The sequence below is a fragment of the Krasilnikovia sp. M28-CT-15 genome, from assembly GCF_047159595.1.
Classification (GTDB): domain Bacteria; phylum Actinomycetota; class Actinomycetes; order Mycobacteriales; family Micromonosporaceae; genus Actinoplanes.
Genome location: NZ_BAAGAK010000001.1, coordinates 5,987,054 through 6,011,832, shown reverse-complemented (window position 1 = coordinate 6,011,832; position 24,779 = coordinate 5,987,054). Strand labels below are relative to the sequence as shown.

Here is a 24,779-nt window from a genome sequence, read left to right as displayed (position 1 = left end):
CCGGCCCGGCACCGGCGGCCGACCGTACACGGCATGTCGGTCGAGGCCGTGGTGTGGCTCGGCGGGAGAATCCCGGGCCGCTTCAGTGCGCGGCGTCGTAGGCGCTGGCCAGCAGGATGGCCACGATGGCGAACGCCGTCAGCAGGATCCCCCGGGTGTGTCCCCAGGCGACGCGGCGCTTTGCCGGGACGTCCCGCTTGGCGGCGCGGACATCGCGCCAGGCCGCGTGTGCGCGGCCGATGCGGTAGCCGATGGCGACGACGGTGGCGGCCGTCACGATGGTTGCGACACTCACGGCGGAACTCGGGTCGTTCGTCATGCGAACCCCCAAGGAGAGGCGGGGCGGTGCCGGACGCACATCAGTGTGGGGTGCCGAGATCGCCCGAAGCTAGGGGATTTAGCGGCATGAAAACCCATAAAACCGGGTTCGAGGTACGGACGCCGGCATAGTTTTCTGTCGGCTATCCGACGCTCGTGTATCTTGCGGTCCAGTTCGTACTCTGCCGCGCCTGTCCGCTGTCCTCAACGAACCCGTTCCGACGTGGACGACGGCGATCAGCCGCGGTGGAACAGCTCGATCAGAGTCCGGGCGATGGTCACCACGGAGGCGCCCACCCCGAGCACGACCTGCAGGTAGACGAGCCACCGCGGAGCTGCGGCCCGCGATGCGATCGCCACACGGACGATCCGGCGAACCGGCCGGGTCCGGCACTGCGCGTGCCGCCGACGCCGCCGGGCCGGGGACACGTCCCGGCACGTCGTGACCCGCGAGGTGCCCTCGGGGTCGACGAGCCGGACCTGGGTCCGAATCATGTGGCGCTGGTTGGTGGTGACCATTGCGCCCTCCTTGGGGATGAAGCGGCCCGGGGACGGTGGTCGGGGTTTCGTCACCGAGTGACCGCTTTGCACTCCATGGTCCACGAAAACCTGCTAGGTAGCAACAAGCGAGGTGGATGGTTCGAGCGTGACGGCTGTCCGCGGTCGTGTGGGGAGCCGGAGGGCCCGCTTGAGCTGCACAGTTCGAGGTTCGTCGATCAGATGTCGGGGTCGTGTGGGCCGACGGTGCCCGCGGCTGACCGGCTTCGATGCGCTCGACTATCAGGACATTCCGGGACGAAACAGAGCGAGGGAACTCGAGGGAGTAGCTTCGACGCTGGCACCCGGCGAGGGTCGGGGTCCCCGGCGCCCCGCGGTTCCCGGCCGTCCGCCGCGCCCGGATGCGGCGCCGAGCGCGCTGCCGCCCTGGTGATCCCCCCACATGTCGTCCGGTTCGCCGCATTTGGATAAACACGCGGCAAGTGAACGTGGCGGCCCGCCGGGGTTGCGGAACCGGTACCGACCGCCCTCGAGGCGCCCGACGTCCGTCCTTTCGCCTCAGCACCGTGCACCGGGTGCCCGGCCGGGGCGGTCAGTGCACGTTGTCGCGCATCCGCTGCTCCGCCGCCGCGCTGCGCACCACCATGAGTCGCAGCTCCAGCTCGTCGGTCACCATCGCGGCCAGATGCTCCAGCGCCGCCAGCTGACGGGGGCTCGCCTCGCGCGGGCGGTTGTCGATGACGTTCACCGTGCCGAGGCGGTGTCCGTCGTAGGTGTGGATCGGCGCGGCGGCGTAGAAGCGGAGACCCAGCTCGCCGCGGACCAGCGGGTGAGCGAGCGTACGCGGGTCCACCGCCGCATTGTTGATCACATAGACGTCGTCCTGCTGGATGACCGACGCGCACAGGCCCGGCTCCTTGCCGACCTCCCGGACTCCGGTCAGGCCCACGCACCCGGCCAGCCAGACCCGGTCCTGCTCCACCAGGGACACCGTGGCGACCGGAGTGTCGAACACCGCGCCCGCGACGAACGCGATCCGTACGTACGCCTCCTCGGCCGGCTGATCCACCAGCTGATACCGGCGCACCGCCGTCAGCCGCTCGCGCTCACCCGGGGCGACGCCGTCGAGATACTCGTACGCCTCCGGCGAGACGGGGTTGCTGTTGGTCACGTCGGATCCACCTCACACAGTGGTCGCTCACGGTCACCGCGAGCCTAATGACCGTCCGGGCACGCCCCCAATGCCCCGTGAAGGCCACAATCGCCCGATCATCCCCCGCACGGGTGAACGCCCCGGTGAGTCGCGGCGTGGGATGGACGGCCCGGCGCGGCCGTGTGGGCCTGCCCGTCGCCGCTCACCCACGCGGGGGCCGCGCGTCAGGCGTCCGGCTCCTCGTCGCGGGGCAGCGCGCGCAGGCGGACGCGGGTGATCGCGCGGCCGGTCACCTCGACCACCTCCGCGGTGAACTGCGGCAACGTCACCACCTCCCCGGGCTCGGTCGGAATGTGGCCGAGCGCGGCCAGCACCATGCCCGCGATCGTGGTGTAGTCGCCCTCGTCCGGGGTGGAGGCGTCGAAGCCGATGTCGGGCAGGTCGTGGATCGGGAACGACCCCGGCAGCAGCAACGCCCCGTCCGCTTCGCGCACCACCGCCTGCACGTCCCGGTCCGTCTCGTCGTAGATCTCGCCGACGATCTCCTCGACCAGGTCCTCCATCGTGATGATCCCGTCGATCGCGCCGCGCTCGTCCACCACCATGGCCAGTTGCTGGCGCTCGGCCCGCAGCTGGCGCAGCGCGTCGGAGACCCGCAGCGTCTCGGGCAGGAACAGCCCCGGCCGGGCCACCGCGTCCGCCGTGCCCCGCGCGTCGATGAGGTCGCGCAGGTGCACCACGCCCAGCACGTCGTCCAGACCGGCCGGGCCCACCACCGGCGCGCGGGAATGGCCCGTGTCCATGAGCATCCGGAGCGCCTGGTCCGCCGCGATGCCCGTCGGCAGGGTCTGCACGTCCCGCCGGGGCACCAGGATCTCCCGCAGGATGCGGTCGGCGATCTCGAACGCCCCGCTGATGATCGTGCGCTGCTCCGCCGAGAATTCCTGGCGGGCGGCGACCATGTCCCGGATCTCCTCCGTCGTCACCTCCTCGCGCTGCGCCTTCGGGTCCGCGCCGGCCAGCCGTACCGTGAGGTCCGTGGCGATGCTGAGCAGCCACACCACCGGGCGGCTGATCGTGGACAGGACGTCCAGCGGGCGCGCCACCAGCAGCGACCAGCCTTCCGTACGCTGCATCGCGATCCGCTTCGGTGCCAGCTCCCCGAACACCAGCGTGACGAACGTCAACACGACCGTGACCAGCACGATCGCTGTCGGCCGCGCCGCCGCGCCGAGGAAACTCAGCGGCTCGATGAGCGGCTCGGCCAGCGACACCGCGGCGAACGCCGAGGCCAGGAACCCCGCCAGGGTGATGCCGATCTGGATCGTGGCCAGAAAACGGTTCGGGTCGCGGGCCAGCCGCGCCAGCACCCGGCCGCGCCGCGACGACCGTTCCAGCCGCTGGACCTGGCTGTCACGCAACGACACCAGCGCCATCTCGCTGCCCGAAAAGACCGCGTTGACCAGCACCAGTACGAGAACGAGCACGAGCTGCCCGCCTATGCCACTCACGACAGAACCACGCCCCTCGGCGAATCGATCTCAGTCGCACACGGTAGCGACCATGCGCGCCACCCACCTCTCGGCAGGCGGGTCACAGCCGCGCGGATTCGAAAAGCGGGCTCCGATCGATCAGAACCGGGCGAACGAGCGGATCGGCATGCGCGGGCCGAACCGGGGTGCCCCGATCCCGCCGGCCGCCAGCAGGTCGCACACCCGGCCGCGGTGGCCCCGGAACGGTTCCAGCAGCTCCAGCATCCGGGCGTCCGTGCCGCGCGCCTCACCGGCCAGCGCCCAGGCCACCGTGTTCGGGATGTGGAAGTCGCCCACGCTCACGGCGTCGGGATCCCCGTACGCGGTCCGGACGACCTCGGCGGCCGTCCATGGGCCGATCCCGGGGATCGCGGTCATCCGGCGGGTCGCCTCGGCGCTGTCCGCGCACCGCTCCAGCCGCGCCGCCGCCTGCGCCGCGCGCAGCAGCGCCTGGGTCCGTCGCTGCTCCACCCCGAACGGGTGAAACGTCCAGTACGGGGTGCCGGCCACCGCCGCCGGATCGGGTGGCAGCAGTAACGGCACGGGGCCCGGCGCCGGCTCGCCGAAATGACGACAGATCGCCCGGTACGCCCGGTGTGCCTCCCGGCCGGTCACCTTCTGCTCCAGGATCGCCCGCAGCAGCCGGGGGAAGACCAGCCCGGTGGCGGGCATCCGCAGCCCGTGGAACGTGACCGCCAGGCGGGCCACCGCCGGGTGCGCGGTCGCCAGCGCGGCGAAGCCGGTCACGTCGTCGCGCAGCCCCGCGATGGCGTCCGCCCGCTCGGCCAGCCAGGCCGCCCCGGGCCCGTACGCCTCCGTGGCCAGCTCACCGCCTGTCGGCGCCAGGTGCAACGTGCCCGGGCCGTCGGGGGTCCGGGCCGCGAGCCAGAAGTCGGCGCCCACGAAGTGGCCGCACGGGTCGTGGTGGCCCAGGGTCAGCGAACCGACGGATCCGGCGAACCGGTACCGTTCGGGCAGTCGCAGGCGACGGGTCACGCTCACCCGCGCCACTCTGCCACGCCGCACCGCACAAACGTGCCGCACCGCACCACCTGAGCGGACCTGGGAGCGCGGGGCGACACCCCGCAACGGCCATGCCGTTCCGCTCCTGTCGTACGGCTGGTGCACCATGGTCGGCGTGTCAGACGAAACCCCCGCGTCCACCCCGGTCGGCCGGGTGCTCGGCACCGCCGACGCCACCCCGCTGCAGTTCTGGACTGCCGTCACCCCCGGCAGCTACCTGCAGCTCGACGACGTCGTGGTGACCCGCCGCGAGCTGCCCGACCGCGAGCCGGTCACCATCGCGGGGGTGGTCACCCAGGTCCGGGCCCGGCACGAGGGCGCCCAGTTCGACTCCGACGTCTTCGCCATCGCCGAGGGCACCCTGCCCGCCCTCACCCAGGAGGCGGCCGAGATCACCACCACCCGGGTCGACCCGGAGCTGTACGTGCCACCCGCCCCCGGCGCGCTGGTGCACCGGGCGACCGGGCAGGCCCGCGACGCGGCGCTGCACTTCGACCGGATGGAGCGCCGCGTGCCGATGGGCACCGGGCGGGACGGGGTGCCGGTCTTCCTCAACGCGGACTTCCTCGACGGCACCCGCGGCGCACACGTGTCGATCTCCGGCATCTCGGGCGTGGCGACGAAGACCAGCTTCGCCACCTTCCTGCTCTATTCGGTGTTCCGTTCCGGCACGCTGGGCGGCGACGCGGTCAACGCCAAGGCGCTGATCTTCAACGTCAAGGGGGAGGATCTGCTCTTCCTCGACCACCCCAACACCAAGCTGGACGAGTCCACCGTCGCGGCCTATGCACAGCTCGGGCTGCCCGCCACCGCCTTCCCGGACATCCGGGTCTACGCCCCGCCGCGGGCCGGCGACTCCTCCGGCGCGCCGGACGTGCAGAGCCGCCTGACCGGGGTGGACAGCTTCTACTGGACGCTCGAGGAGTTCTGCGCCAACCGCCTGCTGCCGTACGTCTTCGCGGACGCCGACGACGAGCGGCAGCAGTACACGATGGTGGTGCACTCGGTCGCCGCGCATCTGGCCCGGCACGCGGTGCCCGCCGAGGGCGGGGTCAGCATCGACGGGGTCCGTCTCGGCACGTACGGCGACCTGGTCGACCATGTGGTCGATCAGCTCACGGACGATGAGACCCGGGCCACCTGGGCGGGCAGCGCCATCAACATGGGTACGGTCAACGCGTTCGCCCGCCGCCTGATCGGCAGCAAGAAGGACCTGGCCCGGCTGATCCGCGGCGACCTGGCGACCCGCCGCCCGCATGCCGTCTCGACCGCCGACAGCGCCCAGGTCACGGTCGTCGACCTGCACAATCTGCCGGACCGGGCGCAACGTTTCGTGGTCGGCGTGACACTCAAGACCGAGTTCGAGCGCAAGGAGAAGGCGGGCACGGCCAAGCCCCTGCTGTTCGTGGTGCTCGACGAGCTGAACAAGTACGCCCCACGCGAGGGCACCTCCCCGATCAAGGAGGTGCTGCTCGACATCGCCGAGCGCGGCCGGTCCCTGGGGGTCATCCTGATCGGCGCCCAGCAGACCGCCAGCGAGGTGGAACGCCGCATCGTGACCAACTCGGCGATCCGGGTGGTGGGCCGCCTCGACCCGGCCGAGGCGTCCCGCCCGGAGTACGGCTTCCTCCCGCCCGCCCAGCGGCAGCGGGCCCTGCTGGCGCGGCCCGGCACGATGTTCGTCAACCAGCCCGACATTCCGGTGCCGCTGTGCGTCGAGTTCCCGTTCCCGGCGTGGGCGACCCGGGCCTCGGAGGCCGGGGCGCCGCCGTCGGGCACCATGCGCTCGATCGTGCAGGGTGCCGACCCGTTCGCAGTCGTCGGCGGCCGCAACGGTTCGTCGGACGACGAGATTCCGTTCTAAGGTTTCGCGATGCGCATCCTGCACACCTCCGACTGGCACGTGGGGAAGGTCCTCAAGGGCCGGTCCCGCCACGACGAGCACATCCGCGTGCTCGCCCAGGTCGTGGACATCGCGCGGGAGGAGCAGCCGGATCTGATCGTCGTCGCGGGCGACCTGTACGACACGGCGGCTCCCTCCCCGGACGCCACCCGGGTGGTGACCCGGGCGCTGAGCGCCCTGCGCCGCACCGGGGCGCAGGTCGTGGCGATCGGTGGCAACCACGACAACGGCCAGGCGCTGGACGCGCTGCGGCCGTGGGCGGAGGCGGCCGGGATCGTGCTGCGCGGTACGGTCCGCGACGACCCCGCCGAGCTGGTGGTCACCGGCCGCACCGCCGGAGGCGAGCCGTGGCAGCTGGTCACCCTCCCGTTCCTCTCCCAGCGGTACGCGATCCGGGCCGCCGAGATGTATGAACTGACCGCCGCCGAAGCCAGCCAGACCTACGCCGACCACATCGCCCGCCTGATCACCCGGCTCAGCGAGGGCTTCGACGCCCCCGGCGTGGTCAACCTGCTGACCGCGCACCTCACCATCGTCGGGGCGGCCGCGGGCGGCGGCGAACGGGAAGCCCACTGCGTCATGGGGTACGCCGTGCCCGCCACGGTGTTCCCGGCGAACACGCACTACGTGGCACTGGGTCACCTGCACCGTGCGCAGCAGGTGAACGCCGCGTGCCCGGTGCACTACTGCGGCAGCCCACTGGCGATCGACTTCGGCGAGGAAGAGAACGTTTGCTCGGTGGCCGTCATCGACGTGGCGGCCGATCGTGCGGCCCGGGTCCGGCACGTGCCGGTGACGTCGGCGCGCTCGCTGCGTACGGTTCGTGGCACCCTGGAGCAGCTCGGTACGGTGCAGCAGCCGGACGCGTGGCTGCGTGTCTACGTCCGGGAGGCGCCCCGGGTGGGTCTGCGTGAGGACGTGCAGGAGCTGCTGCCCAACGCACTGGAAGTGCGCATCGACCCCGACATGATCCCGGACCTGGCTGGTCAGCGGATGGCCCAGCGGGCCGGGCGCTCGCCGCGCGAGTTGTTCGGCGACTACCTGGACAGCCGCGGCGGCGCCGACGACGGTGTCCGCGAGCTGTTCGACGAGCTGTACGACGAGGTGAGTCAGAGCTCATGAGACCCCTGCGGCTGGACCTGGCCGGGTTCACGGTGTTCCGCGACCCGACCACGGTCGACTTCACCGACGCGGACTATTTCGCGCTGGTCGGTCCCACCGGCTCGGGCAAGTCCACGGTGCTCGACGGCATCTGCTTCGCCCTGTACGGCACGGTGCCCCGGTGGGGCGGCACCCGGGGGATCGGCAACGCCCTCGCGCCGTCGGCCACCGAGGCGCGGGTCCGGCTGGTCTTCGAGTCGGCCGGCGCCCGGTATGTGGCGACCCGGGTGGTGCGTCGCGACGCCCGCGGCAATGCGAAGACCGTCAGCGCGGGCCTGCAGCTGATGCCACCGGGCTTCGACGCGACCCGGCTCGACACCGGGATGAGCCTCGAGGATCTGGGCGAGGTGCTGGCCGGGACACCGGCGGAGATGGACCGGGCGATCGTCGACGCGGTCGGGCTGCCGTACGAGCAGTTCACCAGCTGTGTGGTGTTGCCGCAGGGCCAGTTCGCCGACTTCCTGCATGCCAAGCCCGCCACCCGCCAGCAGATCCTGGTCAACCTGCTCGGCCTGCACGTCTACGAGGAGATTCAGGCCCGCGCGACGGCCCGGGCCACCAGGTCCGAGGCCCAGCTGACGACGCTCGACCAGGTGCTGGCCGGGCTGGCCGACGCGGACGACGCCGCGGTGGACACGGCCCAGTCCCGGCGCGACGCCATGACGGAACTGACGGCGGCGGTCGAGGCCGCGGTGCCGGGGTTGCGCGCCGCCCGTGAGGCCGAGGAGGCAGCCGCGGGGGCTCGCGACGGCCTGGACGCCGAACTGTCCGACCTCGGCGAGGTGCGCACGCCGCCCGCGAGTGCCGCGGCAGCCGAGGCGAGCGCCGCGGCCCGCAGCGCCGCCGCCGACTCCGCGGCGTCGGTGCGCGCCGCCGAGGAGCACGAGGAGAAGGTACGCGGCGAGCTGGCCGCCGCTGGGGATCCGGCGGCGCTCCGGTTGCTGATGGACCGGCACGCGGAGTTCGATCGGCTGACCGAGCAGGCGGACTGGTTCGCGGGCGAGGTCGGCGTCGCCGAGGTGGAGTTCCGCGATGCCGCCGCGGCGGCGGAGCTGGCCCGGGCCGCGGCGACGGGCGCCGAGCAGTTGCTGGAGCAGGCCCGGGTGGAATACGCCGAGGCGCAGCGGCTGGACCGTGCGGTCGCCCTGCGCGCCCACCTGTCCGCGGGCGACGACTGCCCGGTCTGCCTGCGCCCCGTCGAGCACGTCCCGCCCGTACCGGAGGGCTCGGCGGTGCAGGCGGCCGAGGCCACCGGCCGGGCGGCGCGGGCCGCCGCCGAGGTCGCCTCCACGGCGTTCCGGGAGCGGGACGCGGTGGCGCGCAAGCTGGAGAGCGGCCTGGAACGCAAGCGTGCCCAGTACGAGCACCACCTCGCCCGGCTCGCCGAGGTCCGCGACGGGCTCGCGGACTCCCCCGGGGCCGAGGCGCTGCGCTCCCGGCTGACGGAGCTGACCCGGCTACAGCGGCGGTTGGAAGACGCCGGTGGTGCCGTCCGCGCGGCCCGCGAGCAGCAGCGCCGCGCCCAGGCGGCGGCCGAGGCCGCCGAGGATCAGCAGCGCCGCGCGTGGCGGGCGTTCGACGCCGCCCGGGACGCGGTCGCCCGGTTCAGTCCGCCGCCCGCGGACCGCGACGACCTGGCGGGCGCCTGGGCCGCGCTGGTCGGCTGGGCAGCGGAGCAGCGCGGGCGGCGGGAACGGGCCCGCAGCGAGGCGGATGCGACCGTCATGGCCGCGCATCAGGCGACCTTGCAGGCATACGAGGCGGTGCGGGATCTGTTCACCGAGGCCGAGGTGCCCTTCCCGCGCGTGGGCGTGCCGACACCGCGGGCGGGTGGTCCCGGTTCCGGACGGTCGGGTTCCGGACGGTCGGGTTCCGGCGGGTCCCCTTCGGGCGGGTCCGGTGCGGGCGGGCTCGCTTCGCGCGGCGCTGGGGCGGGTGGCGCCGGTGCGGGCCAGTCGGTTCTGGGGCCTGGTCGTGCAGTGGCCGGGGCAGCGGGCGATGCCGAACTGATCCGGGCGGCGGCGGTTGCGGCCGAGCGGGCGCAGGCGGCCTGGCAACGGCTGGTGGACCGCCGGGAGCAGGCCCGCGAGCTGTCCGGGCAACGCGCCGCCCTGCTGCGCGACGGCCGGGTCGCCAAGGCGCTGGCCGGTCATCTGCGAGCCAACAACTTCGAACGCTGGCTGCTGGAGGAGGCGCTGGACCTGCTGGTCGACGGCGCCTCCCGGATCCTGCGCGAACTCACCGGCGGTCAGTACGACCTCGTACACGACAAGGGGGAGTTCTTCGTCGTCGACCACCACGACGCCGGGCTGCGCCGTGGGGTGCGCACGCTGTCGGGTGGCGAGACGTTCCAGGCGTCGCTGGCCCTCGCGCTCGCCCTCTCGGAGCAGCTCGCCGGGATGTCGACCACCGCGGCCAGCCTGGAGTCCATCGTGCTGGACGAGGGCTTCGGCACCCTGGACGCGGCGACCCTCGACGTCGTGGCCGCCACCTTGGAGAATCTGGCCGCCCGTGGCGACCGGATGGTCGGTGTGGTCACCCACGTCAATGCGCTGGCCGAGCGGGTGCCGGTGCGCTTCGAGGTGCACAAGGACGCCCGCACCGCCCACGTGGACCGGGTGGGGCTGTGACCCGGATGTTCGTCGACGCGTGGGACCCGGCGTACGGGGCCTCGTTCGAGGGCGGTGGGAGCGGCGACGGACCCGCCGCGCCGAGCAGCGCCCAGGTCGACACGGACGTGGAGGTGCCGGCCGCGCGGTGGGCCCCGATCGACCCGCCCGCCGGGCGGCGCTGCCCGGACGTGGTGCTGCTGGTGGACGGCGTCCGGCGCAACGACGCGGGCCTGTGGACCGCCGAGGACGACGGCCAGTCGTACGCGGGACTGGCCGCCTCGTACGCGGCTGGGGTGGTCCGGTGTGATCTGCGCCGGGGCGTGGCTGAGCTGGCCGGGGCCCGGGTGGGCCGGGGCCTGTTCACGGCTAGCCCCACCGCCGGGGACGTGGTGGCCGGCTCGGTGCGGTATGAGATCCACCGGGTCGGCGGCACGGGCGAGGCCAGCAAGTTGCCCGCTGCGGTGCAGGGCCCGCTGACCGCGCTCGAGATCGACGTGTCCGCGGCCGCCCGCGACTCCGGCAGCGACGGCACCGACCTGCTCGTGGTCGACGGTCCGCTGCGCAACCGCCGCCAGTTGCCCCGCACGATCGGCTACGTCAAGACCCAGCAGCGGCAGTACCTTCCCGCCGCCCTGACGCCGGTGGTGACCGGGCTACGGGCGGGGCAGCGCACCCCGGTGTTCCAGCTCGGCACGGTGTGGGGCGGCTGGTCGTGGTATCTGCGGCTGCCGGGCGCCTCCGGTGCGCCGTGGGCGGGGGTGGTGCGGGTCGAGTGCTCGCCGGAGCTGAGCCCGGAGCAGGCCGTCGAGCTGGCCGAACTGTCCGGGGTGACGTTGCCGCGGTTCGCCTCGGCGGCGTACAAGGATCCGCGGGCCCCGCAGAACCTGGTCCCGATCGCCGGGCTGGAACGTCGGTTGCGCGGGCTGCTCGGCGACGCCCGGGTGTTGCACCGGGCGCTGACGCTGGCCACCTCCCGCGCCCGCTGACACCGGCGCCATCGAACCAGCGCGAAGCCCCGCAAGGCCGGTCATTCGCATGCGTGTCACATCCTTGCGGTCGGTGTGTGAGCGGTGCCACACCGTGGCCATTTTCGTGCGCTATGTAGGTGTGCGAGCACGCTGAGAAGCAATTCTCCACGGCCCGGTCGAGCTGAGTATGATTCGCCTGCCCGACTGCACATATCGGTGCAGATGGATGGAAGGTGATCGCTCACCTGCGTCGGTTCTGCCCCCGGAACTCGGAGGAATCTTGATCCCCACAGGCCCCCGCGGCCCAGCAGGACTCCGGGAAATTTTCCCGTCCGCGTTGATCCCGGCAGGTGCCCCCGCCCGTACTAAGGGCGACGGGGTAAGCACCGGCAGGAGGAATCGATGCATGCGCTGGTTGTCGACCGGCCCCAGGCGGACGGGGCGTGCGGGATGACGCAGCAGCGATCCGGTGGCCGGTGGTCGGCTCTCGAGGGAGCCCGCGGGGCGGACAAGGATGGTGGCGTGATTCCACGACAGGCGCCTCGGCACGAGGCGGCGTCGACTCCCGCGAACCACGAAGACACCCTGGTCCGGATGCTCTACGAGGAGCACGCGGGCCCGTTGCTGATGTTCGTGCTGCGACTGACCGGTGGCGACCGGCAGCGCGCCGAGGACATCGTGCAGGAGACGCTGCTGCGGGCGTGGCGCAACGCCCACCGGCTCGGCGCCCAGGGGCAGCAGTCCCTGCGGCCGTGGCTGGTGACGGTGGCGCGGCGGATCGCCATCGACGATCACCGCAGCGTGAGCGCTCGGCCACCGGAGACGTACGATCGTGAGCTGGAGAGCTTTCCGAGTACGGCGGACGACACGGACCGGGTGCTCCAGCTGATGACGGTCACCGATGCGCTGAAGACGCTCAGCCAGTCGCACCGGGAGATCCTCGTCGAGACGTATTTCCGCGGCCGGACCGTTCCGGAGGCGGCGGAGGTGCTCGGCCTGCCGCTGGGCACCGCCAAATCGCGCGTGTACTACGCGCTGCGGGCCCTGCGTACGGCCCTGCAGCAACGGGGGGTGACGGAATGATGCAGGACCAGCACTTCGACGTTGCGGCGTACGCACTGGGGGTGCTCGACGAGCGCGACGCGGCCCGCTTCGAGGATCACCTCATCGACTGCCCGACCTGCGCGGTCGAGCTGGAGTCGTTCCTGCCGGTCGTGGACGTTCTGTCCGAGGTCGACGCGGACGCCCTGGTCGCCACGGAACAATCGCGACGCGACGGCGTCGTACTCAAGCAGATGATCGGCGAGGTGCGCCGCGAGCGGCGCCGGGCGAACAGCCGCCGGCTGTACTCCCTGGCCGCCGCGGTCGTGGTTTTCGCGATGCTGTCGATCGGTGCGCTGTTCGCGGGCGCCAACTGGTTCGCCCCCGGGCAGTCGAAGCAGCCCACCACTGCCGCGCGCGGGCCCAGCCAGCTCGACCCGCTGCCGCTCCCCGAAGGTGGCTCGGGCTTCGGCGGCCCGGAGTTGACCGGTGAGCGTTTCGGCGGCTCGGACACCCGGAGCGGGGTGCGGGCGGACGTCGCGCTGGAGCGCAAGGACTGGGGCACCCAGGTGTCGTTCGCGGTCTCCAACATCAAAGGCCCGCGGACCTGCCGTCTGCTGGCGGTCCGGACCGACGGCGGCTCCGAGGTGCTGACCACGTGGACCGTGCCGGAGAAGGGCTGGGGCACGACGGCCAACCCGAAACCCCTGCTGCTGCAGGCGGTGACGGCGCTGCCGCGCGACGACATCGCGCACATCCAGGTGCAGTCCGTCGACGACAAGGGTGTCCCCGAGACTCTCGTCACCGTGCCCTGACGCCGATCGCCACAGCAACACCAACGAACGCCCGGCCGGGCAATCCGGCCGGGCGTTCGGCATTGGTGCCGGCGATTCCATCACCGAGTGCATGGCCGCGCGCACGGGCTGCGAGTGCCTTGTCGGCGTGGCAAAAATCCTCGGATTGATTACGCCGATTCTTCAACCGTGCAGCGACGGTGCGCGTACTACAGCCCGGACACGGACAGACGATCCAGCTGGAGGACGACGTGGTACCGGAGAAGCGGAAGTTGATGGTCGTCGGCGCCGCACTGGCGGCAGCATTCGCTCTCGCCGGTTGCGCGCCCGCCGGTTACAGCGCAGGCGACTACGGCAGCGGTGGCGCGCAGCCCGCCGCGAACGACCTGGACCCGTCCGCCGACGCGGACGCTCCGGCCGATGACGCCGTCGCCGGCGAAGACGACAAGGCCCAGAAGGACGACACCGCGCAGAAGGATGCGCCCGACGTCCCCGAGGACAAGCTCACCACCGAGCTGAACGCGACCAAGGTGCCCCGCATGGGGGAGGTCGTCGAGGATCAGAACGGCTTCACGCTGTACCGCTTCGACGACGACAAGATCAAGCCCGAGGTCGTGTCCAACTGCAACGGTGACTGCGCCAAGGTGTGGCCCCCGGCCCTCACCACCGATGGCAAGCCCAAGCTCAACGGAGTCGACCCGAAGGAGGTCGGCACGGTCACCCGGGCCGACGGCAGCAAGCAGATCACCATCGGCGACTGGCCGGTGTACCGCTACATCGGCGACAAGAAGGCCGGTACCTGGAAGGGCCAGAACGTCGGTGGCAAGTGGTTCGTGGTGAAGCCGGACGGCACCAAGAACCTGACCTGCCTGCCCAAGATCTCCAAGCCCGTCGCGCCGCCCGCGGACGATGAGGAGCAGAACGACGAGTCCGGCGGCGCGGGCGCCGACTACAGCTACTGAGTGTCGTTCCGGGGCCGCCTACAGTGGCCCCGGAAACAATTCCATAATGGCCTTCACCCAGGGGTGTTGTCTGTTCGGACAGCATTCCGGGGATGGTCGCGAGTTTGCAAATCCACATTAAGCGCTCCCTTAATTTCCCGCTCGCGGCATTGCCATTAGGTGAGCGACGCTCCTACGGTTTCCGGCACTGGTCGAAACGACCGCCGGAACTGCCGATAAACCGATCATCGTCGGAGGTACAGAGACATGATTGCCGCCCGCCCCTCTCGCCGGCTTCAGCGCTGGCTTGTGGGCACTCTTGCCACCGTGCTGGTGGGCCTGCTGGCCCCGGCTGGAGTGGCCCGGGCAGCCGGGGCCGGCGACGTGCCCGTGCCGCCGAACACCGGCCTCACTGACCGCGGTGTCGGCGCCCTCAGCGCCGCTGACCGGGACTTCGTGGTCAAGGTCCGGCTCGCCGGGCTCTGGGAGATCCCGGCCGGCAACATGGCCCAGGAGAAGTCCGAGGATCCCCGCGTCCAGAACATCGGCAAGAACATCTCGGCGCAGCATGTGCTGCTCGACCAGCTCGACCGCGATGCGGCCAAGAAGCTGGGCATCGCGCTGCCGAACAAGCCGAACGACGACCAGCAGCTCTGGCTGAACGAGATGAAGAACGCCAACAGCACGACGTTCGACCAGATCTACGTCGACCGGTTGCGGGCCGCGCACGGCAAGATCTTCCCGGCGATCGCGACGATCCGTGCCAGCACCCGCAACGACACGGTGCGCAAGCTGGCGCAGCAGGCCAACCAGTTCGTCATGACGCACATGACGCTGCTCGAGAGCAGCGGCATCGTCGACTACGGCGCGCTGCCCACCGCCCCGGCGCCCGCCGCGGCCGGCAAGGGCCCGGTGCCGGTCGACCCGGGGATGATCAACGCGGCCACCAGCAGCGCCCCCGGCATCAACACCTCCGTGATCCTCCTCGTGCTCGCCGCGGCTCTGGTCGCCGGCGTCATCACCACCATGCGCATCTTCCGAGCGCGCTAAGTCCGCGAGCGGTTCGACCTGGCCAGCCGACCAGGCCGTACGGCACTACCCCCGGCTGGCTCCACCGCCCGCCACTTGTCCCAGAAAGGTGTCACCATGCGAAGGTCGCAGTACCGGCGCGAATCTCAATGGTCGAAGTGGTTCAGCGGACGGCGTCGCATCGTCGCCGCGGCGGCCACGCTTGTGGCCTTCGGTGGCATCGTCACCGTCACGCAGATCTCCAACGCGAGCACGAACCGCACGACCCAGCGCGCCATGTCCGCCTGCAACAACATTCAGGCCCCGAGGTCCACCAAGCTGTCCACGGAGACCAGGCGCGGGACCTACACCACGAACAAGGGCCAGGTGACCCAGCACGCCGACGACGGCGCGGGTGACGTCCCGAGCGTGGAGACGCTGCGGGCCCGCTGTCGCCAGTGGGTGATGCAGAACGCGGGCAACCAGCAGCAGAACGGCGGCCAGCAGCAGGGCCAGAACGGCCAGCAGCAGAACGGCGGCCAGCAGCAGGGCCAGAACGGCCAGCAGCAGAACGGCGGCCAGCAGCAGGGTCAGAATGGCCAGCAGCAGGGTGGCAACAACAACCAGCAGCAGGGTCAGAACGGCCAGCAGCAAGGTCAGAACGGCCAGCAGCAGAACGGTCAGAACGGCCAGCAGCAAGGTGGCAACAACAACCAGCAGCAGGGTCAGAACGGCCAGCAGCAGGGCGGTAACAACAACCAGCAGCAGGGTCAGAACGGCCAGCAGCAGGGTGGCAACAACAACCAGCAGGGTGGCAACAACCAGCAGGGCAACAACAACGGTGGGAACAACAACAATGGTCAGGCTCCGCCTCCGGGTGCGGGTCTGGGTGTGTTGACGAACAGCTGTAAGACGAGCCAGTTGCAGCCGCATGACGGTTTCCAGAAGGGTGACCGTTGTGTGTCGACCGAGTTCGGTGAGGTTGGTTCGGCGGCGAACAACCCGTCGTTGTTGATCGTTGACGCGCCGCAGCAGGTGGCGGCGGGTCAGGCGTTCAGTCTGAAGGTGAGCACCCGGAACCTGATTCGTGACCGGTTCCTGGCGGCTGGTCAGGGTGGGTACTACGTGGAGAGTTCGGTCCTGCAGGGCGGCATCGTGCGGGGTCACTTCCACACCGCCTGCCGGATGCTGGACAACACGAACGCGGCTCCCCAGCCCGATCCCGTGCCGGCGTTCTTCGTGGCGACGGAGGACAAGAAGGGTGGCCGCGGCGCTGACGAGGTGACGATCAACGTGCCGGGCCTGCCGCAGCAGGGCGTCGCGCAGTGTGCGTCGTGGGCGGGTGACGGTTCGCACCGGATCCCGATGATGGAGCGCGCCAACCAGACCCCGGCGTTCGACGCCGTTCGCATTCAGGTCGCCGGTGGTGGCAACAACAACAACGACGGCAACAACAACGGTGGCCAGCAGCAGGGCGGCAACAACAACGGTGGCCAGCAGCAGGGCGGCAACAACAACGGCGGCCAGCAGCAGAACGGCCAGCAGCAGAACGACCAGAACCAGCAGAACCGCCGCAACTAAGCAGTACGAGCCCGGAGCCTCGGCCGCAACGGCTGGGAACCGAACCTCACGAGGGGCGTCATCCCCTGCCGATGACGCCCCCACCGGGGGACCCCCCATCGGTGACCCGGCCGACCGTTCACCCCCCTGACGAACGGCATCGCGGCCCTCCGGACCGGCACACGGAAACGGCTGACGAAAGGAGGCGCGGGACCGAACCGGACCGGCAACACCAGCTCCGGCGCCGGGCGACGCGGACCGACATCCGATCGCCCCACCGATGGCCCTGACCGGGAGCGCGGTCAGGGCCATCGGCACGTCCGCGGTTCGCGCCGGATCAGGGCCATCGCCAGCCCGCGCGGTCGGTCATCTGTCCGCGCGGCCGGAGGCCATCCGCCCGCACGGCCCGGTCCGGGCCATCGACGTGCCCGCGCGGTCCGGTCAGCGCCGTTGGCGGGCTCGCACGATGCCGGTCAGCGGCCGCTGCGGGCGTACCTGAGAAAGAGCATGTCGTCGGCGGACAGGATGCCGCGCAACGACATCGCCCGCGGCGGAGTCGGCGGCCCGGCCGCGATGCGGCCGACCGTGCCGCCCACCAGCTGCGGTGACACCGTCAGGCAGAGTTCGTCGACCAGATCCGCCGCGGTCAGCGCCCCGAACAGGACCGGGCCGCCCTCGCAGAGCAGCTGTGTCGCACCGCGCGCATGCAGCGCGGCCAGACCGGCGGCCAGGTCGACCTCCCGCTGTCCGACGGTGATCAGCTCCGCGACCCGGCCCAGGGCGGCCCGCCGGTCCGCGGGCGCGGCCGCGCAGGTGAGGATGATCGGCCGCACCGGGGCGTCGGAGAAGACCTCCTGGGCGGGATCGAGGTCGAGCAAGCGGGAGACGACGACCATGAGCGGGAACTCCGGCAGGCCATGGGCGCGGCGCCAGTCCCGGCGCGGCGCGCTGAGCCGCAGCGCGTCGTACTTCTCCGTGCGGACCGTGCCGGCGGCCACGACGAGCGCGTCGCAGAGCATCCGCAGGGTGCCGAAGATCAGCTTGTCGGCGGGGCCGGACAGGCCCGCCGAGAAGCCGTCCACGGCCACCGCACCGTCGAGGCTCGCGACGAAGTTGACCCGAAGGGTCGGCTCGGGGTTGCGGGGGTACAGCTCGGTCAGCGCGGCCACGTCCAGCGGGGCCGGATCCGGGCCTGGCCAGGCCCGTACGGACGGCTGGGTCACGGGCCGGCCGGACCGGTCACCGGCGGGGTGGGCTCCGCCGGCCGGTGCTGGCAGTCGCACCAGGAGTGGCCCCGGCACTCGTCGTGGCGGCGCTCGCGGCAGGCGCGGCAGATCATGCCCCTGACTCTATGCGTACGTTCACCGCCCGTCAGCGGTGTCCCCGGCGGGCTTCGCACGTTCTGCTGGACGGCCGTCCGGTCCGTCGTGCGGCGGGCGGAACATGTCTAGGCTCCAGGGTGGGTCAATTCACCGTCCTTGACGATCGGGCAACGCTCGTGCAACCGGCGTGAAACGCCGGGTCGGCAGTCTGTTCGCCACGGGACGGCTCCGCCGTGCCGACCAGACGGGAGGGAGCTTCATGTTGCTGCGCGTACGGGTCACCCTGCCGGACCGTCCCGGCGCCCTCGGGCAGGTCGCGCGGACACTCGGTGTCGCCGGGGCCGACATCGTCCAGGTGGTGGTGCTGGAACGACTCGGCGGCCGCGCGGTCGACGACTTCACCGTGGTCTGGCCCGGCGCCTCCCGGGTCGAGCGCCTGCTGGTCGGCCTCGCCGCGATCCCGGGAGTGCAGGTCGACGGGGTCTGGCGGGCGATCGGCGCGCCGGTATCGGGCGGGCACGACGCCGAGTTGCTGGCCCAGGTGGCCGCGAACCCGGCCGACGGCCTGGCCACGCTGGTCGACGCCGTGCCCGGGCTGCTGGCCGCCGACTGGGCCGCCGCCGCGGTGGTCCCGGCCGACTGGGCCGCCCGCTCCGGCGGGGAGCCGACGGTCACGTACGCGAGCTGGCGCGCCCCGGCACCGCTGCATCTGCCCGAGGTCACCCCGCTGCGGGCCCGCCCGCTCATCGGCCCCGACGGCACCCGGTACGCGGTCGCCCCGTTCGGCCGCGCGGGGCTCGTCCTCGTGGTCGCCCGGACGGACGACGAGGAGCTGCCGACCCCCGCGTTCCACGTCATCGAGGTGGACCGGGTGGCCCAGCTCGTCCGCGCCGCCGCGGTCATCCTGGGTGATCACCTGGACCGGGCCGAGGCGTCGCCGGTCGCCCACGCTGTGACTGACCCCTCATAATTCGCCCAGCTCAGGCAATATCTGGGTAACACCGGCACGAGACGCTTAGGTTTCGGTTCAAGCGACTCGATCCGGAAGGGGAGTGCCCCACATGGCGCTGTGGCGGATCCGCGCGACGGTTGACGACCGCCCGGGCTACCTGTCGGTCCTGACCGCGAGCCTCGCGCTGCGGTCGGTCAACATCCTCGCCGTCCACGTGCACACGACCGAGGCGGGAGCGGTCGACGACTTCCTCGTCGACGCCCCCGACAATCTGTCGGAATCAGACATGCTGGCCGCGGTCGAGCGCGGGCGTGGCCGGGACGTGTTCGTGGCGCGGGCCGAGGCCCAGGGCCTCGCGGACCAGCCGACCCGGGCGCTGGCGCTGGCCGGGCGGCTGGTGCACGACCCGGATTCCCTGGGCGAGGGGCTGGTCGCCCTGCTCGACGCGGACGAGGTGCGGTGGCGGCCCGAGCCGGAGACCGGACCGGGCTTCGACTGCAGCCGGATGACCCTGCTCGACCCGATCGGCGGGGCGTACGAGCTGCGGCGGCGCGCGCCGGAGTTCACCCCGGCCGAGTACGCCCGGGCTCAGGCGCTGGTCGAGGTGTCCGGCGCCGCGCTGCGCCAGCACGCCGAGCACACCACGCTGCTGTTGCCCGACGGCGCCGAGCTGCTGGTCCGCCCGGCCGGGAACGACGACGCCGACGCCGTGCGTGACCTGCACCAGCGGGCCTCGGCGGCCTCCCTGCAGCGCCGGTACCTGGGTGGTGCCCCCGCCGACCCGCGGCTGCACCGACTGCTCGAACCGGCCGGGGGGATCACCCTGCTGGCCGTGGATCTGCACACCGCTCGGGTGATCGCCATGGCCAGCCTGCTGGCCGAGGGGGAGCTCGGGGAGGTGGCCCTGCTGGTGGAGGACGGCTGGCAGCGGCGTGGCATCGGCACGGCGCTGTTGCGCCGCCTGCTGGCGTACGCGCAGCGGTCCGGGTTCGCGGCGGTCGTGGCGCACACGGGCGCCGACAACGCGGCGATGTTGCGTACGCTGCGCCGGATCGGGCCGGGACGCACCGACCGCGACGGGCCCATGACCAGCGTGACGCTGCCGGTCTCGGGCCGGGTGCGGGCCATCGCGTAGCGCGGGCCCGTCAGGAGCGCCGGACCCCGTGCTCGACGCAGGTTGCCGTCCAGCCGGCCGGGAGGATCTGCACCTTCATCCGGCGGCGGCACTGGGGGCAGAAGCGCGGCGGTTCCAGCTCCCGTGCCAGCCGGCACGTGGCGTGGCCGCCGGAATCGGCGGCCTCGCCGCACCGGTCGCACCACACCGCGGTCACGGCGGCGCTCACAGCGTCGAGGACAGGGCCTTGACCGGCATCTTGAGGTCCTCCAGCAGGGCCAGATCCTCGGTCGCCGGGCGCCCCAGCGTGGTCAGGTAGTTGCCGACGATCACCGCGTTGATGCCGCCCAGCAGGCCCTCGCGGGTGCCGAGGTCGCCGAGGGTGATCTCGCGCCCGCCCGCGTACCGCAGGATCGTGCGCGGCATCGCCAGCCGGAACGCGGCTATCGCCCGCAGCGCGTCCTTGCCCTCGACCACCGGCTGGTCCCCCAAAGGGGTGCCGGGGCGGGGGTTGAGGAAGTTCAGCGGGACCTCGTGCGGGTCCAGCTCGGCCAGCTGGCCCGCGAACTCGGCGCGCTGCTCGACGGTCTCGCCGAGGCCGAGGATGCCGCCGCAGCACACCTCCATGCCGGAGTCGCGCACCATCCGCAGCGTGTCCCAGCGCTCCTCCCACGTGTGCGTGGTGACCACGTTGGGGAAGTACGACTTGCAGGTCTCCAGGTTGTGGTTGTACCGGTGTACACCCATCTCGACCAGTTCGTCGACCTGCTCCTGGGTGAGCATGCCGACACTCGCCGCGACCTGGATGTCCACCTCGGCCTTGATGGCCGCCACACCCTCGCGCAGCTGCGTCATCAACCGCTTGTCCGGCCCGCGCACCGCGGCCACGATGCAGAACTCGGTGGCGCCCGTGGCGGCCGTCTGCTTCGCCGCCTCGACCAGCGCCGGGATGTCCAGCCACACCGCGCGCACCGGGGAGGTGAACAGGCCGGACTGGGAGCAGAAGTGGCAGTCCTCCGGGCAGCCGCCGGTCTTGAGCGACACGATGCCCTCGACCTCGACCTCGGGCCCGCACCAGCGCATCCGCACCTCGTGCGCGAGCTGGAGCAGCGCGGGCAGATCCCCGTCGGGCAGACGCAGGACCTCCAGCACATCGGCGGGGTTCAACCCGACGCCGTCCGCCAGCACCTGGGCGCGTGCCCGATCAAGGATCTCTGCCATGCCCGTACCCTACAAGGCCACGAGCTCCTGATAGTTTCGCCGTCGTCGGTGGTGTGGCCGGCGGAATGTGGGGTTGGTTGTGGCGGCCTGGTTGACGGCGTTGGAGCGCCTGGCCCGCAGCCGGGCCAAGGCCGGACTCACCCGCGAGCTGCGCCCCCGCGCGGCCGACGACGACGTCGTCGACCTGGCCGGCAACGACTACCTGGGCCTCGCCCGCCACCCCGAGGTCGTCGCGGCGGCGGCCGAGGCACTGTCCGCGTACGGGCTGGGGGCCACCGGGTCGCGGCTGGTGCGCGGCTCCACCGAGGCGCATGCCGCGCTGGAGCAGGACCTGGCCGGTTGGCTCGGGGCGGAGCAGGCCCTCGTGTACTCGTCGGGTTACCTCGCCAACCTCGGCGCGGTCCGGGCGGTCGCCGACAGGCAGACACTGGTGGTGTCCGACGCGTACAACCACGCGTCGCTCATCGACGGCTGCAAGATGTCCGGCGCCGAGACCGTGGTGGCGCCGCACGGGGATCCGGCCGCGGTCGCGGCGGTGCTCGACGCCGCGCCCGGGCGCCCCGCCGTCGTGGTCACCGAGTCGGTGTTCTCGGTGGACGGTGACCTGGGCCCGCTGGCGGCACTGCACGAGGTGACCGCCGCGCGGGGCGCGCTGCTGCTGGTGGACGACGCGCACGCGCTCGGGGTGCTGGGGCCGCAGGGCGCGGGCGGGGTCGCCGCCGCGGGTCTGGCCGGTGCGCCGGACGTGGTGGTCACCGCCACCCTGTCCAAGTCGCTCGGTGGCGCGGGCGGGGTGATCGCGGGCCCCCGGCAGCTCGTGCGCCACCTCGTCGACACCGGCCGTACGTTCATCTATGACACCGCCGTGCCGCCCGCGGTCGCCGCCGGGGCGCACGCGGCGCTGCGGATCGCGCGTGCCGCGGACGATCGGCGGGCGCTGCTGGCGGCCCGCGCCGAGCGGACCGTGCGGCGGCTCGGCGCGGCCGGGTTCGCGGTGCGCCGACCCGCCGGGGCGGTGCTGTCCGTGACGGCGCCGGGCCCCGAGGCGGCGCTCGCCTGGGCCGCGGACTGTCGCGACCGGGGGATCGCGGTAGGCTGCTTCCGGCCACCGTCCACTCCGGACGGTTCCTCCCGGCTACGACTGACCCTCAGTGCCGGGGTGTCCGATATGGACTTCGCCCGCGCCCTGGACGTGATCGTGGAGTGCGCCCCGTGACGGTCGAGCAGCCAGCCGAGCCCGCCTCCTTCACCATGCCCGAGTCCCCGGTCGTTCCTGTCTCTCCAGCGGTGCCGGTGTCCCCGGCCGTGCCTGTCGACCCGGTTGTGCCTGTCGACCCGGTTGTGCCGGTCTCCCCGGCCGTGCCTGTCGACCCGGTTGTGCCTGTCGACCCGGCCGTGCCCGAGAGAGCGGAAACGTCGATGGCGGCGCCGGTATCGCCCGCGCCCGCGACGGCCGGCGCACCCGCGGCGCGACCCGCCGAGGCGGGGGAGTGGCGCGGGATCGTGCTCGTCACCGGCACGGACACCGACGTGGGCAAGACCGTGGTCACCTCCGCGGTCGCCGCCGCAGCCCAGGCCGCCGGCCTGCGGGTGGCCGTCATCAAACCCGGCCAGACCGGTACGGCGACCGGCGCGCCCACCGACATCGACGTGGTCAACCGGCTCGCCGCCCCGCACACCACACGCACCCTGGCGTCGTACCCGGAGCCCCTCGCCCCGCTGGCCGCGGCCCGGGTGGCGGCGCAGCCCCCGCTGGAGCTGTACGAGGTCGTCGACGCGGTCCGGGCCGAGGCGAAGCGGCACGACCTGGTCCTCGTCGAAGGCGCCGGGGGCCTGCTCGTGCCGATGGGGGTGCGCCCGTCCGGGGCCCCCTGGACGGTGGCGGACCTGGCCACCGCGCTCGGGGTCAGCACCATCGTGGTGGCCCGCGCGGGCCTGGGCACCCTGAACCACACCGCGCTGACCCTGGAGGCACTGGAACGTCGCGGCATCCCCGCCGCCGTGGTGCTGGGCGCCTGGCCCGCCGAGCCGGAGCTGGTGCACTGGGCGAATCTCAGCGAACTGCTGCCGCACCTGGTGGGTGCGCTGCCCGACGGGGCGGGCGGGATGGACCCCGGAGTGTTCCGCCGTTCCGCGCCGGGCTGGCTCACCCCGGCCCTGTACGGCGTGCTGGACGACTGGCGGGTCTGGGCCGACGAGGTCCGCTGACGCACGCGCGGGGCGCTGGGCGGTGAGGCAGACTCCAGGGGTGGCCTTCACGCTGACGATCGACTGCGGCGGCGGTGGCATCAAGGGCTCCGTGCTGGACGAGGCGGGCACGATGCGCGCCCACCCGGTGCGGGTGCCCACGCCGTACCCGCTGCCGCCGGACCTGTTCGTCAAGACGCTCGTGGGGCTCGCCGGTGGGCTGCCCACGGCCGACCGGGTGACCGTCGGCATGCCGGGCATGCTGCGCCACGGCGTGGTGGTGGCGACACCGCACTACATCACGCGCAGCGGCCCCCGGACGAAGGTGGATCCGGAGCTGGCCGACGCGTGGCAGGGCTTCGACGCGCGGACCGCGCTGGCCGAAGCGTTCGGGCTGCCGACGTTGGTGCTCAACGACGCGGAGGTGCACGGCGCGGGGGTCGTGGCGGGCACCGGATGCGAGCTGGTGCTGACGCTGGGCACGGGGCTGGGTTGCGCGCTGTTCGACGGCGGCGCGCTGGCCCCGCACCTGGAGATGTCGCAGGCCCCGGTGCGGTGGGGGATGAGCTACGACACGTACATCGGGGAGCACGAACGGCGGCGGTTGGGCGACGCGTTGTGGTCCCGGCGGGTCCGCAACGTGGTCGACGGGCTGCGGCCGGTGTTCCGGTGGGACCGCCTGTATCTGGGCGGCGGAAACTCCCGGCTGATCACGCCGACCCAGCTCGCCCGGATGGGCGACGACGTGGTGGTGGTGCCGAACACGGCCGGCATCCTCGGCGGGGTCCGCGCCTGGACGCTCGGCACGGGCTGACCGGCCTCAGCGCAGCTGCCACACCGTGGTGTGCCGGACCGTGACGGTCTCCAGCTCGGCGGGCACCGGCACGTCGTACGTGGCGCAGCGGGTCAGCGCCTCGGTCGGCAGGTAGGCCCGCCCCGGGTCACCCACCAGCACCAGGGCGCCTCGGGCGGCGGCCCGCCGCAGGAACGGCAGGAACCGGGCCGCCATGGTGCGGCTGTAGAACACGTCCCCGGCCAGGATCACGTCCGCCAGCGCGTACCCGTCCTCGGTGTCCAGCAGGTCTGCTTCGACCGGGTCCACCGCGACCCCGTTCGCGGCGGCGTTGACCGCGGCGGCGGCCACCGACAGCGGGTCGATGTCGTTCGCGGCCACCGGCCCGGCCCCGGCCCGGGCGGCGGCGATCGCGACCAGCCCGGAGCCGGTGGCCAGGTCCAGCACGCTGCGGCCGCCGACCAGCGCGGGACGGTCCAGCACGTGCCGGGCCAGCGCCTGCCCGCCCGCCCAGGCGAACGCCCAGAACGGGGGCGGCTGCTGGACGCCGCCCTCCTCCGTCCGTTCCCACAGCTCGATCGGCTCGTCGGCCTGGTGCAGGACCAGCTCCGGCACGAACGGCACGGGCGCCAGCCGGGTGTGGGTACGGACGAAATCGGGGGATGACAGCACGCCACG

The 24,779-nt window shown here is 72.4% G+C and carries 22 protein-coding genes and 2 pseudogenes; 15 read left to right on the top strand and 9 right to left on the bottom strand.

Features of this window, described 5'->3' with window-relative positions; translation table 11 throughout:
- Nucleotides 1-82: 82 nt before the first annotated feature.
- The 5 genes from ACMCNO_RS27515 to ACMCNO_RS27495 all read right to left on the bottom strand — a co-directional run bounded on the left by ACMCNO_RS27515 (nucleotide 83) and on the right by ACMCNO_RS27495 (nucleotide 4,497).
- Nucleotides 83-295, bottom strand: coding sequence for a hypothetical protein (locus tag ACMCNO_RS27515; protein WP_412752350.1), 213 nt, complete (start codon nucleotides 293-295; stop codon nucleotides 83-85).
- 260 nt (nucleotides 296-555) lie between these two features.
- Nucleotides 556-837 carry a hypothetical protein gene (locus ACMCNO_RS27510; RefSeq protein ID WP_412752349.1) on the bottom strand — a complete coding sequence of 94 codons (282 nt, stop codon included), beginning with the start codon at nucleotides 835-837 and terminating at the stop codon, nucleotides 556-558.
- Between the two features lie 571 nt (nucleotides 838-1,408).
- Entirely contained in the window at nucleotides 1,409-1,987 is a 579-nt protein-coding gene (locus ACMCNO_RS27505; RefSeq protein ID WP_412752348.1) for a GAF domain-containing protein, read from the bottom strand.
- A gap of 206 nt (nucleotides 1,988-2,193) precedes the next feature.
- On the bottom strand, nucleotides 2,194-3,480 hold the full coding sequence (locus ACMCNO_RS27500) for a hemolysin family protein (RefSeq protein ID WP_412752347.1): 1,287 nt from the start codon (nucleotides 3,478-3,480) through the stop codon (nucleotides 2,194-2,196).
- A gap of 120 nt (nucleotides 3,481-3,600) precedes the next feature.
- A complete protein-coding gene (locus tag ACMCNO_RS27495) occupies nucleotides 3,601-4,497 on the bottom strand; it encodes a DNA-3-methyladenine glycosylase family protein (protein WP_412753821.1) in 897 nt (298 codons plus the stop codon).
- A gap of 133 nt (nucleotides 4,498-4,630) precedes the next feature.
- Between ACMCNO_RS27495 and ACMCNO_RS27490 the strand changes: the two genes are divergently transcribed.
- From ACMCNO_RS27490 to ACMCNO_RS27445, 10 genes and pseudogenes are all read left to right on the top strand, one after another.
- On the top strand, nucleotides 4,631-6,388 hold the full coding sequence (locus ACMCNO_RS27490) for an ATP-binding protein (RefSeq protein ID WP_412752346.1): 1,758 nt from the start codon (nucleotides 4,631-4,633) through the stop codon (nucleotides 6,386-6,388).
- Between the two features lie 9 nt (nucleotides 6,389-6,397).
- A complete protein-coding gene (locus ACMCNO_RS27485; RefSeq protein ID WP_412752345.1) occupies nucleotides 6,398-7,549 on the top strand; it encodes an exonuclease SbcCD subunit D in 1,152 nt (383 codons plus the stop codon).
- A pseudogene (locus ACMCNO_RS27480) lies at nucleotides 7,546-8,175 on the top strand (AAA family ATPase); the annotation flags it as partial. The gene ACMCNO_RS27485 and the pseudogene ACMCNO_RS27480, both read left to right, overlap by 4 nt.
- A gap of 1,211 nt (nucleotides 8,176-9,386) precedes the next feature.
- Nucleotides 9,387-10,218: pseudogene (locus tag ACMCNO_RS27475) on the top strand (SbcC/MukB-like Walker B domain-containing protein); the annotation flags it as partial.
- Nucleotides 10,215-11,186, top strand: a complete 972-nt coding sequence (locus ACMCNO_RS27470; protein ID WP_412752344.1) for a hypothetical protein — start codon at nucleotides 10,215-10,217, stop codon at nucleotides 11,184-11,186. The pseudogene ACMCNO_RS27475 and the gene ACMCNO_RS27470, both read left to right, overlap by 4 nt.
- Nucleotides 11,187-11,570: 384 nt before the next feature.
- Nucleotides 11,571-12,251: a sigma-70 family RNA polymerase sigma factor gene (locus ACMCNO_RS27465; protein ID WP_412752343.1), complete on the top strand. Its 681-nt coding sequence runs from the start codon at nucleotides 11,571-11,573 to the stop codon at nucleotides 12,249-12,251.
- Entirely contained in the window at nucleotides 12,248-13,024 is a 777-nt protein-coding gene (locus ACMCNO_RS27460) for a zf-HC2 domain-containing protein (protein WP_412752342.1), read from the top strand. The genes ACMCNO_RS27465 and ACMCNO_RS27460 overlap by 4 nt, the downstream gene beginning before the upstream one ends.
- A 179-nt stretch (nucleotides 13,025-13,203) precedes the next feature.
- Nucleotides 13,204-13,965, top strand: a complete 762-nt coding sequence (locus ACMCNO_RS27455; protein WP_412752341.1) for a hypothetical protein — start codon at nucleotides 13,204-13,206, stop codon at nucleotides 13,963-13,965.
- A 288-nt stretch (nucleotides 13,966-14,253) separates the two neighbouring features.
- The gene (locus tag ACMCNO_RS27450; RefSeq protein WP_412752340.1) at nucleotides 14,254-14,994 is read left to right on the top strand and encodes a DUF4142 domain-containing protein; all 741 of its coding nucleotides are present in this window, start codon (nucleotides 14,254-14,256) and stop codon (nucleotides 14,992-14,994) included.
- A gap of 96 nt (nucleotides 14,995-15,090) precedes the next feature.
- Nucleotides 15,091-16,533, top strand: coding sequence for a Pecanex-like protein 1 (locus ACMCNO_RS27445; RefSeq protein ID WP_412752339.1), 1,443 nt, complete (start codon nucleotides 15,091-15,093; stop codon nucleotides 16,531-16,533).
- 452 nt (nucleotides 16,534-16,985) lie between these two features.
- On the opposite strand, the gene ACMCNO_RS27440 is transcribed toward ACMCNO_RS27445, so the two are convergent.
- Nucleotides 16,986-17,735, bottom strand: coding sequence for a pyrimidine reductase family protein (locus ACMCNO_RS27440; protein WP_412752338.1), 750 nt, complete (start codon nucleotides 17,733-17,735; stop codon nucleotides 16,986-16,988).
- Nucleotides 17,736-18,093: 358 nt separating this feature from the next.
- Between ACMCNO_RS27440 and ACMCNO_RS27435 the strand changes: the two genes are divergently transcribed.
- Both ACMCNO_RS27435 and ACMCNO_RS27430 read left to right on the top strand, forming a co-directional pair.
- Nucleotides 18,094-18,804 carry an amino acid-binding protein gene (locus ACMCNO_RS27435; protein ID WP_412752337.1) on the top strand — a complete coding sequence of 237 codons (711 nt, stop codon included), beginning with the start codon at nucleotides 18,094-18,096 and terminating at the stop codon, nucleotides 18,802-18,804.
- A gap of 91 nt (nucleotides 18,805-18,895) precedes the next feature.
- Entirely contained in the window at nucleotides 18,896-19,921 is a 1,026-nt protein-coding gene (locus tag ACMCNO_RS27430; protein WP_412752336.1) for a GNAT family N-acetyltransferase, read from the top strand.
- A 10-nt stretch (nucleotides 19,922-19,931) separates the two neighbouring features.
- Here ACMCNO_RS27430 and ACMCNO_RS27425 read toward each other — a convergent pair whose 3' ends face one another.
- Together ACMCNO_RS27425 and bioB are read right to left on the bottom strand one after the other, a co-directional pair.
- The gene (locus tag ACMCNO_RS27425; RefSeq protein WP_412752335.1) at nucleotides 19,932-20,129 is read right to left on the bottom strand and encodes a hypothetical protein; all 198 of its coding nucleotides are present in this window, start codon (nucleotides 20,127-20,129) and stop codon (nucleotides 19,932-19,934) included.
- Entirely contained in the window at nucleotides 20,126-21,121 is a 996-nt protein-coding gene (bioB, locus tag ACMCNO_RS27420) for a biotin synthase BioB (protein ID WP_412752334.1), read from the bottom strand. The genes ACMCNO_RS27425 and bioB overlap by 4 nt, the downstream gene beginning before the upstream one ends.
- A 79-nt stretch (nucleotides 21,122-21,200) precedes the next feature.
- Between bioB and ACMCNO_RS27415 the strand changes: the two genes are divergently transcribed.
- From ACMCNO_RS27415 to ACMCNO_RS27405, 3 genes are all read left to right on the top strand, one after another.
- Nucleotides 21,201-22,337 carry an 8-amino-7-oxononanoate synthase gene (locus ACMCNO_RS27415; RefSeq protein WP_412752333.1) on the top strand — a complete coding sequence of 379 codons (1,137 nt, stop codon included), beginning with the start codon at nucleotides 21,201-21,203 and terminating at the stop codon, nucleotides 22,335-22,337.
- A gap of 203 nt (nucleotides 22,338-22,540) precedes the next feature.
- Nucleotides 22,541-23,329 (top strand): dethiobiotin synthase, encoded by a 789-nt coding sequence (bioD, locus tag ACMCNO_RS27410; protein ID WP_412752332.1) that lies wholly within the window; start codon nucleotides 22,541-22,543, stop codon nucleotides 23,327-23,329.
- A 40-nt stretch (nucleotides 23,330-23,369) separates the two neighbouring features.
- The gene (locus ACMCNO_RS27405) at nucleotides 23,370-24,122 is read left to right on the top strand and encodes an ROK family protein (RefSeq protein ID WP_412752331.1); all 753 of its coding nucleotides are present in this window, start codon (nucleotides 23,370-23,372) and stop codon (nucleotides 24,120-24,122) included.
- 6 nt (nucleotides 24,123-24,128) lie between these two features.
- Here the strand turns inward: ACMCNO_RS27405 and ACMCNO_RS27400 are convergent, their stop codons facing one another.
- Nucleotides 24,129-24,773, bottom strand: a complete 645-nt coding sequence (locus ACMCNO_RS27400; RefSeq protein WP_412752330.1) for a class I SAM-dependent methyltransferase — start codon at nucleotides 24,771-24,773, stop codon at nucleotides 24,129-24,131.
- Nucleotides 24,774-24,779 lie beyond the last annotated feature (6 nt).

Coding starts and splice junctions, on each gene's coding strand:
- ACMCNO_RS27445 (WP_412752339.1), top strand. CDS start 15,091: ATGCGAAGGTCGCAGTACCGGCGCGAATCTCAATGGTCGAAGTGGTTC.
- ACMCNO_RS27485 (WP_412752345.1), top strand. CDS start 6,398: ATGCGCATCCTGCACACCTCCGACTGGCACGTGGGGAAGGTCCTCAAG.
- ACMCNO_RS27465 (WP_412752343.1), top strand. CDS start 11,571: ATGCATGCGCTGGTTGTCGACCGGCCCCAGGCGGACGGGGCGTGCGGG.
- ACMCNO_RS27510 (WP_412752349.1), bottom strand. CDS start 837: ATGGTCACCACCAACCAGCGCCACATGATTCGGACCCAGGTCCGGCTC.
- ACMCNO_RS27490 (WP_412752346.1), top strand. CDS start 4,631: ATGGTCGGCGTGTCAGACGAAACCCCCGCGTCCACCCCGGTCGGCCGG.
- ACMCNO_RS27460 (WP_412752342.1), top strand. CDS start 12,248: ATGATGCAGGACCAGCACTTCGACGTTGCGGCGTACGCACTGGGGGTG.
- bioD (WP_412752332.1), top strand. CDS start 22,541: ATGGCGGCGCCGGTATCGCCCGCGCCCGCGACGGCCGGCGCACCCGCG.
- bioB (WP_412752334.1), bottom strand. CDS start 21,121: ATGGCAGAGATCCTTGATCGGGCACGCGCCCAGGTGCTGGCGGACGGC.
- ACMCNO_RS27435 (WP_412752337.1), top strand. CDS start 18,094: ATGTTGCTGCGCGTACGGGTCACCCTGCCGGACCGTCCCGGCGCCCTC.
- ACMCNO_RS27430 (WP_412752336.1), top strand. CDS start 18,896: ATGGCGCTGTGGCGGATCCGCGCGACGGTTGACGACCGCCCGGGCTAC.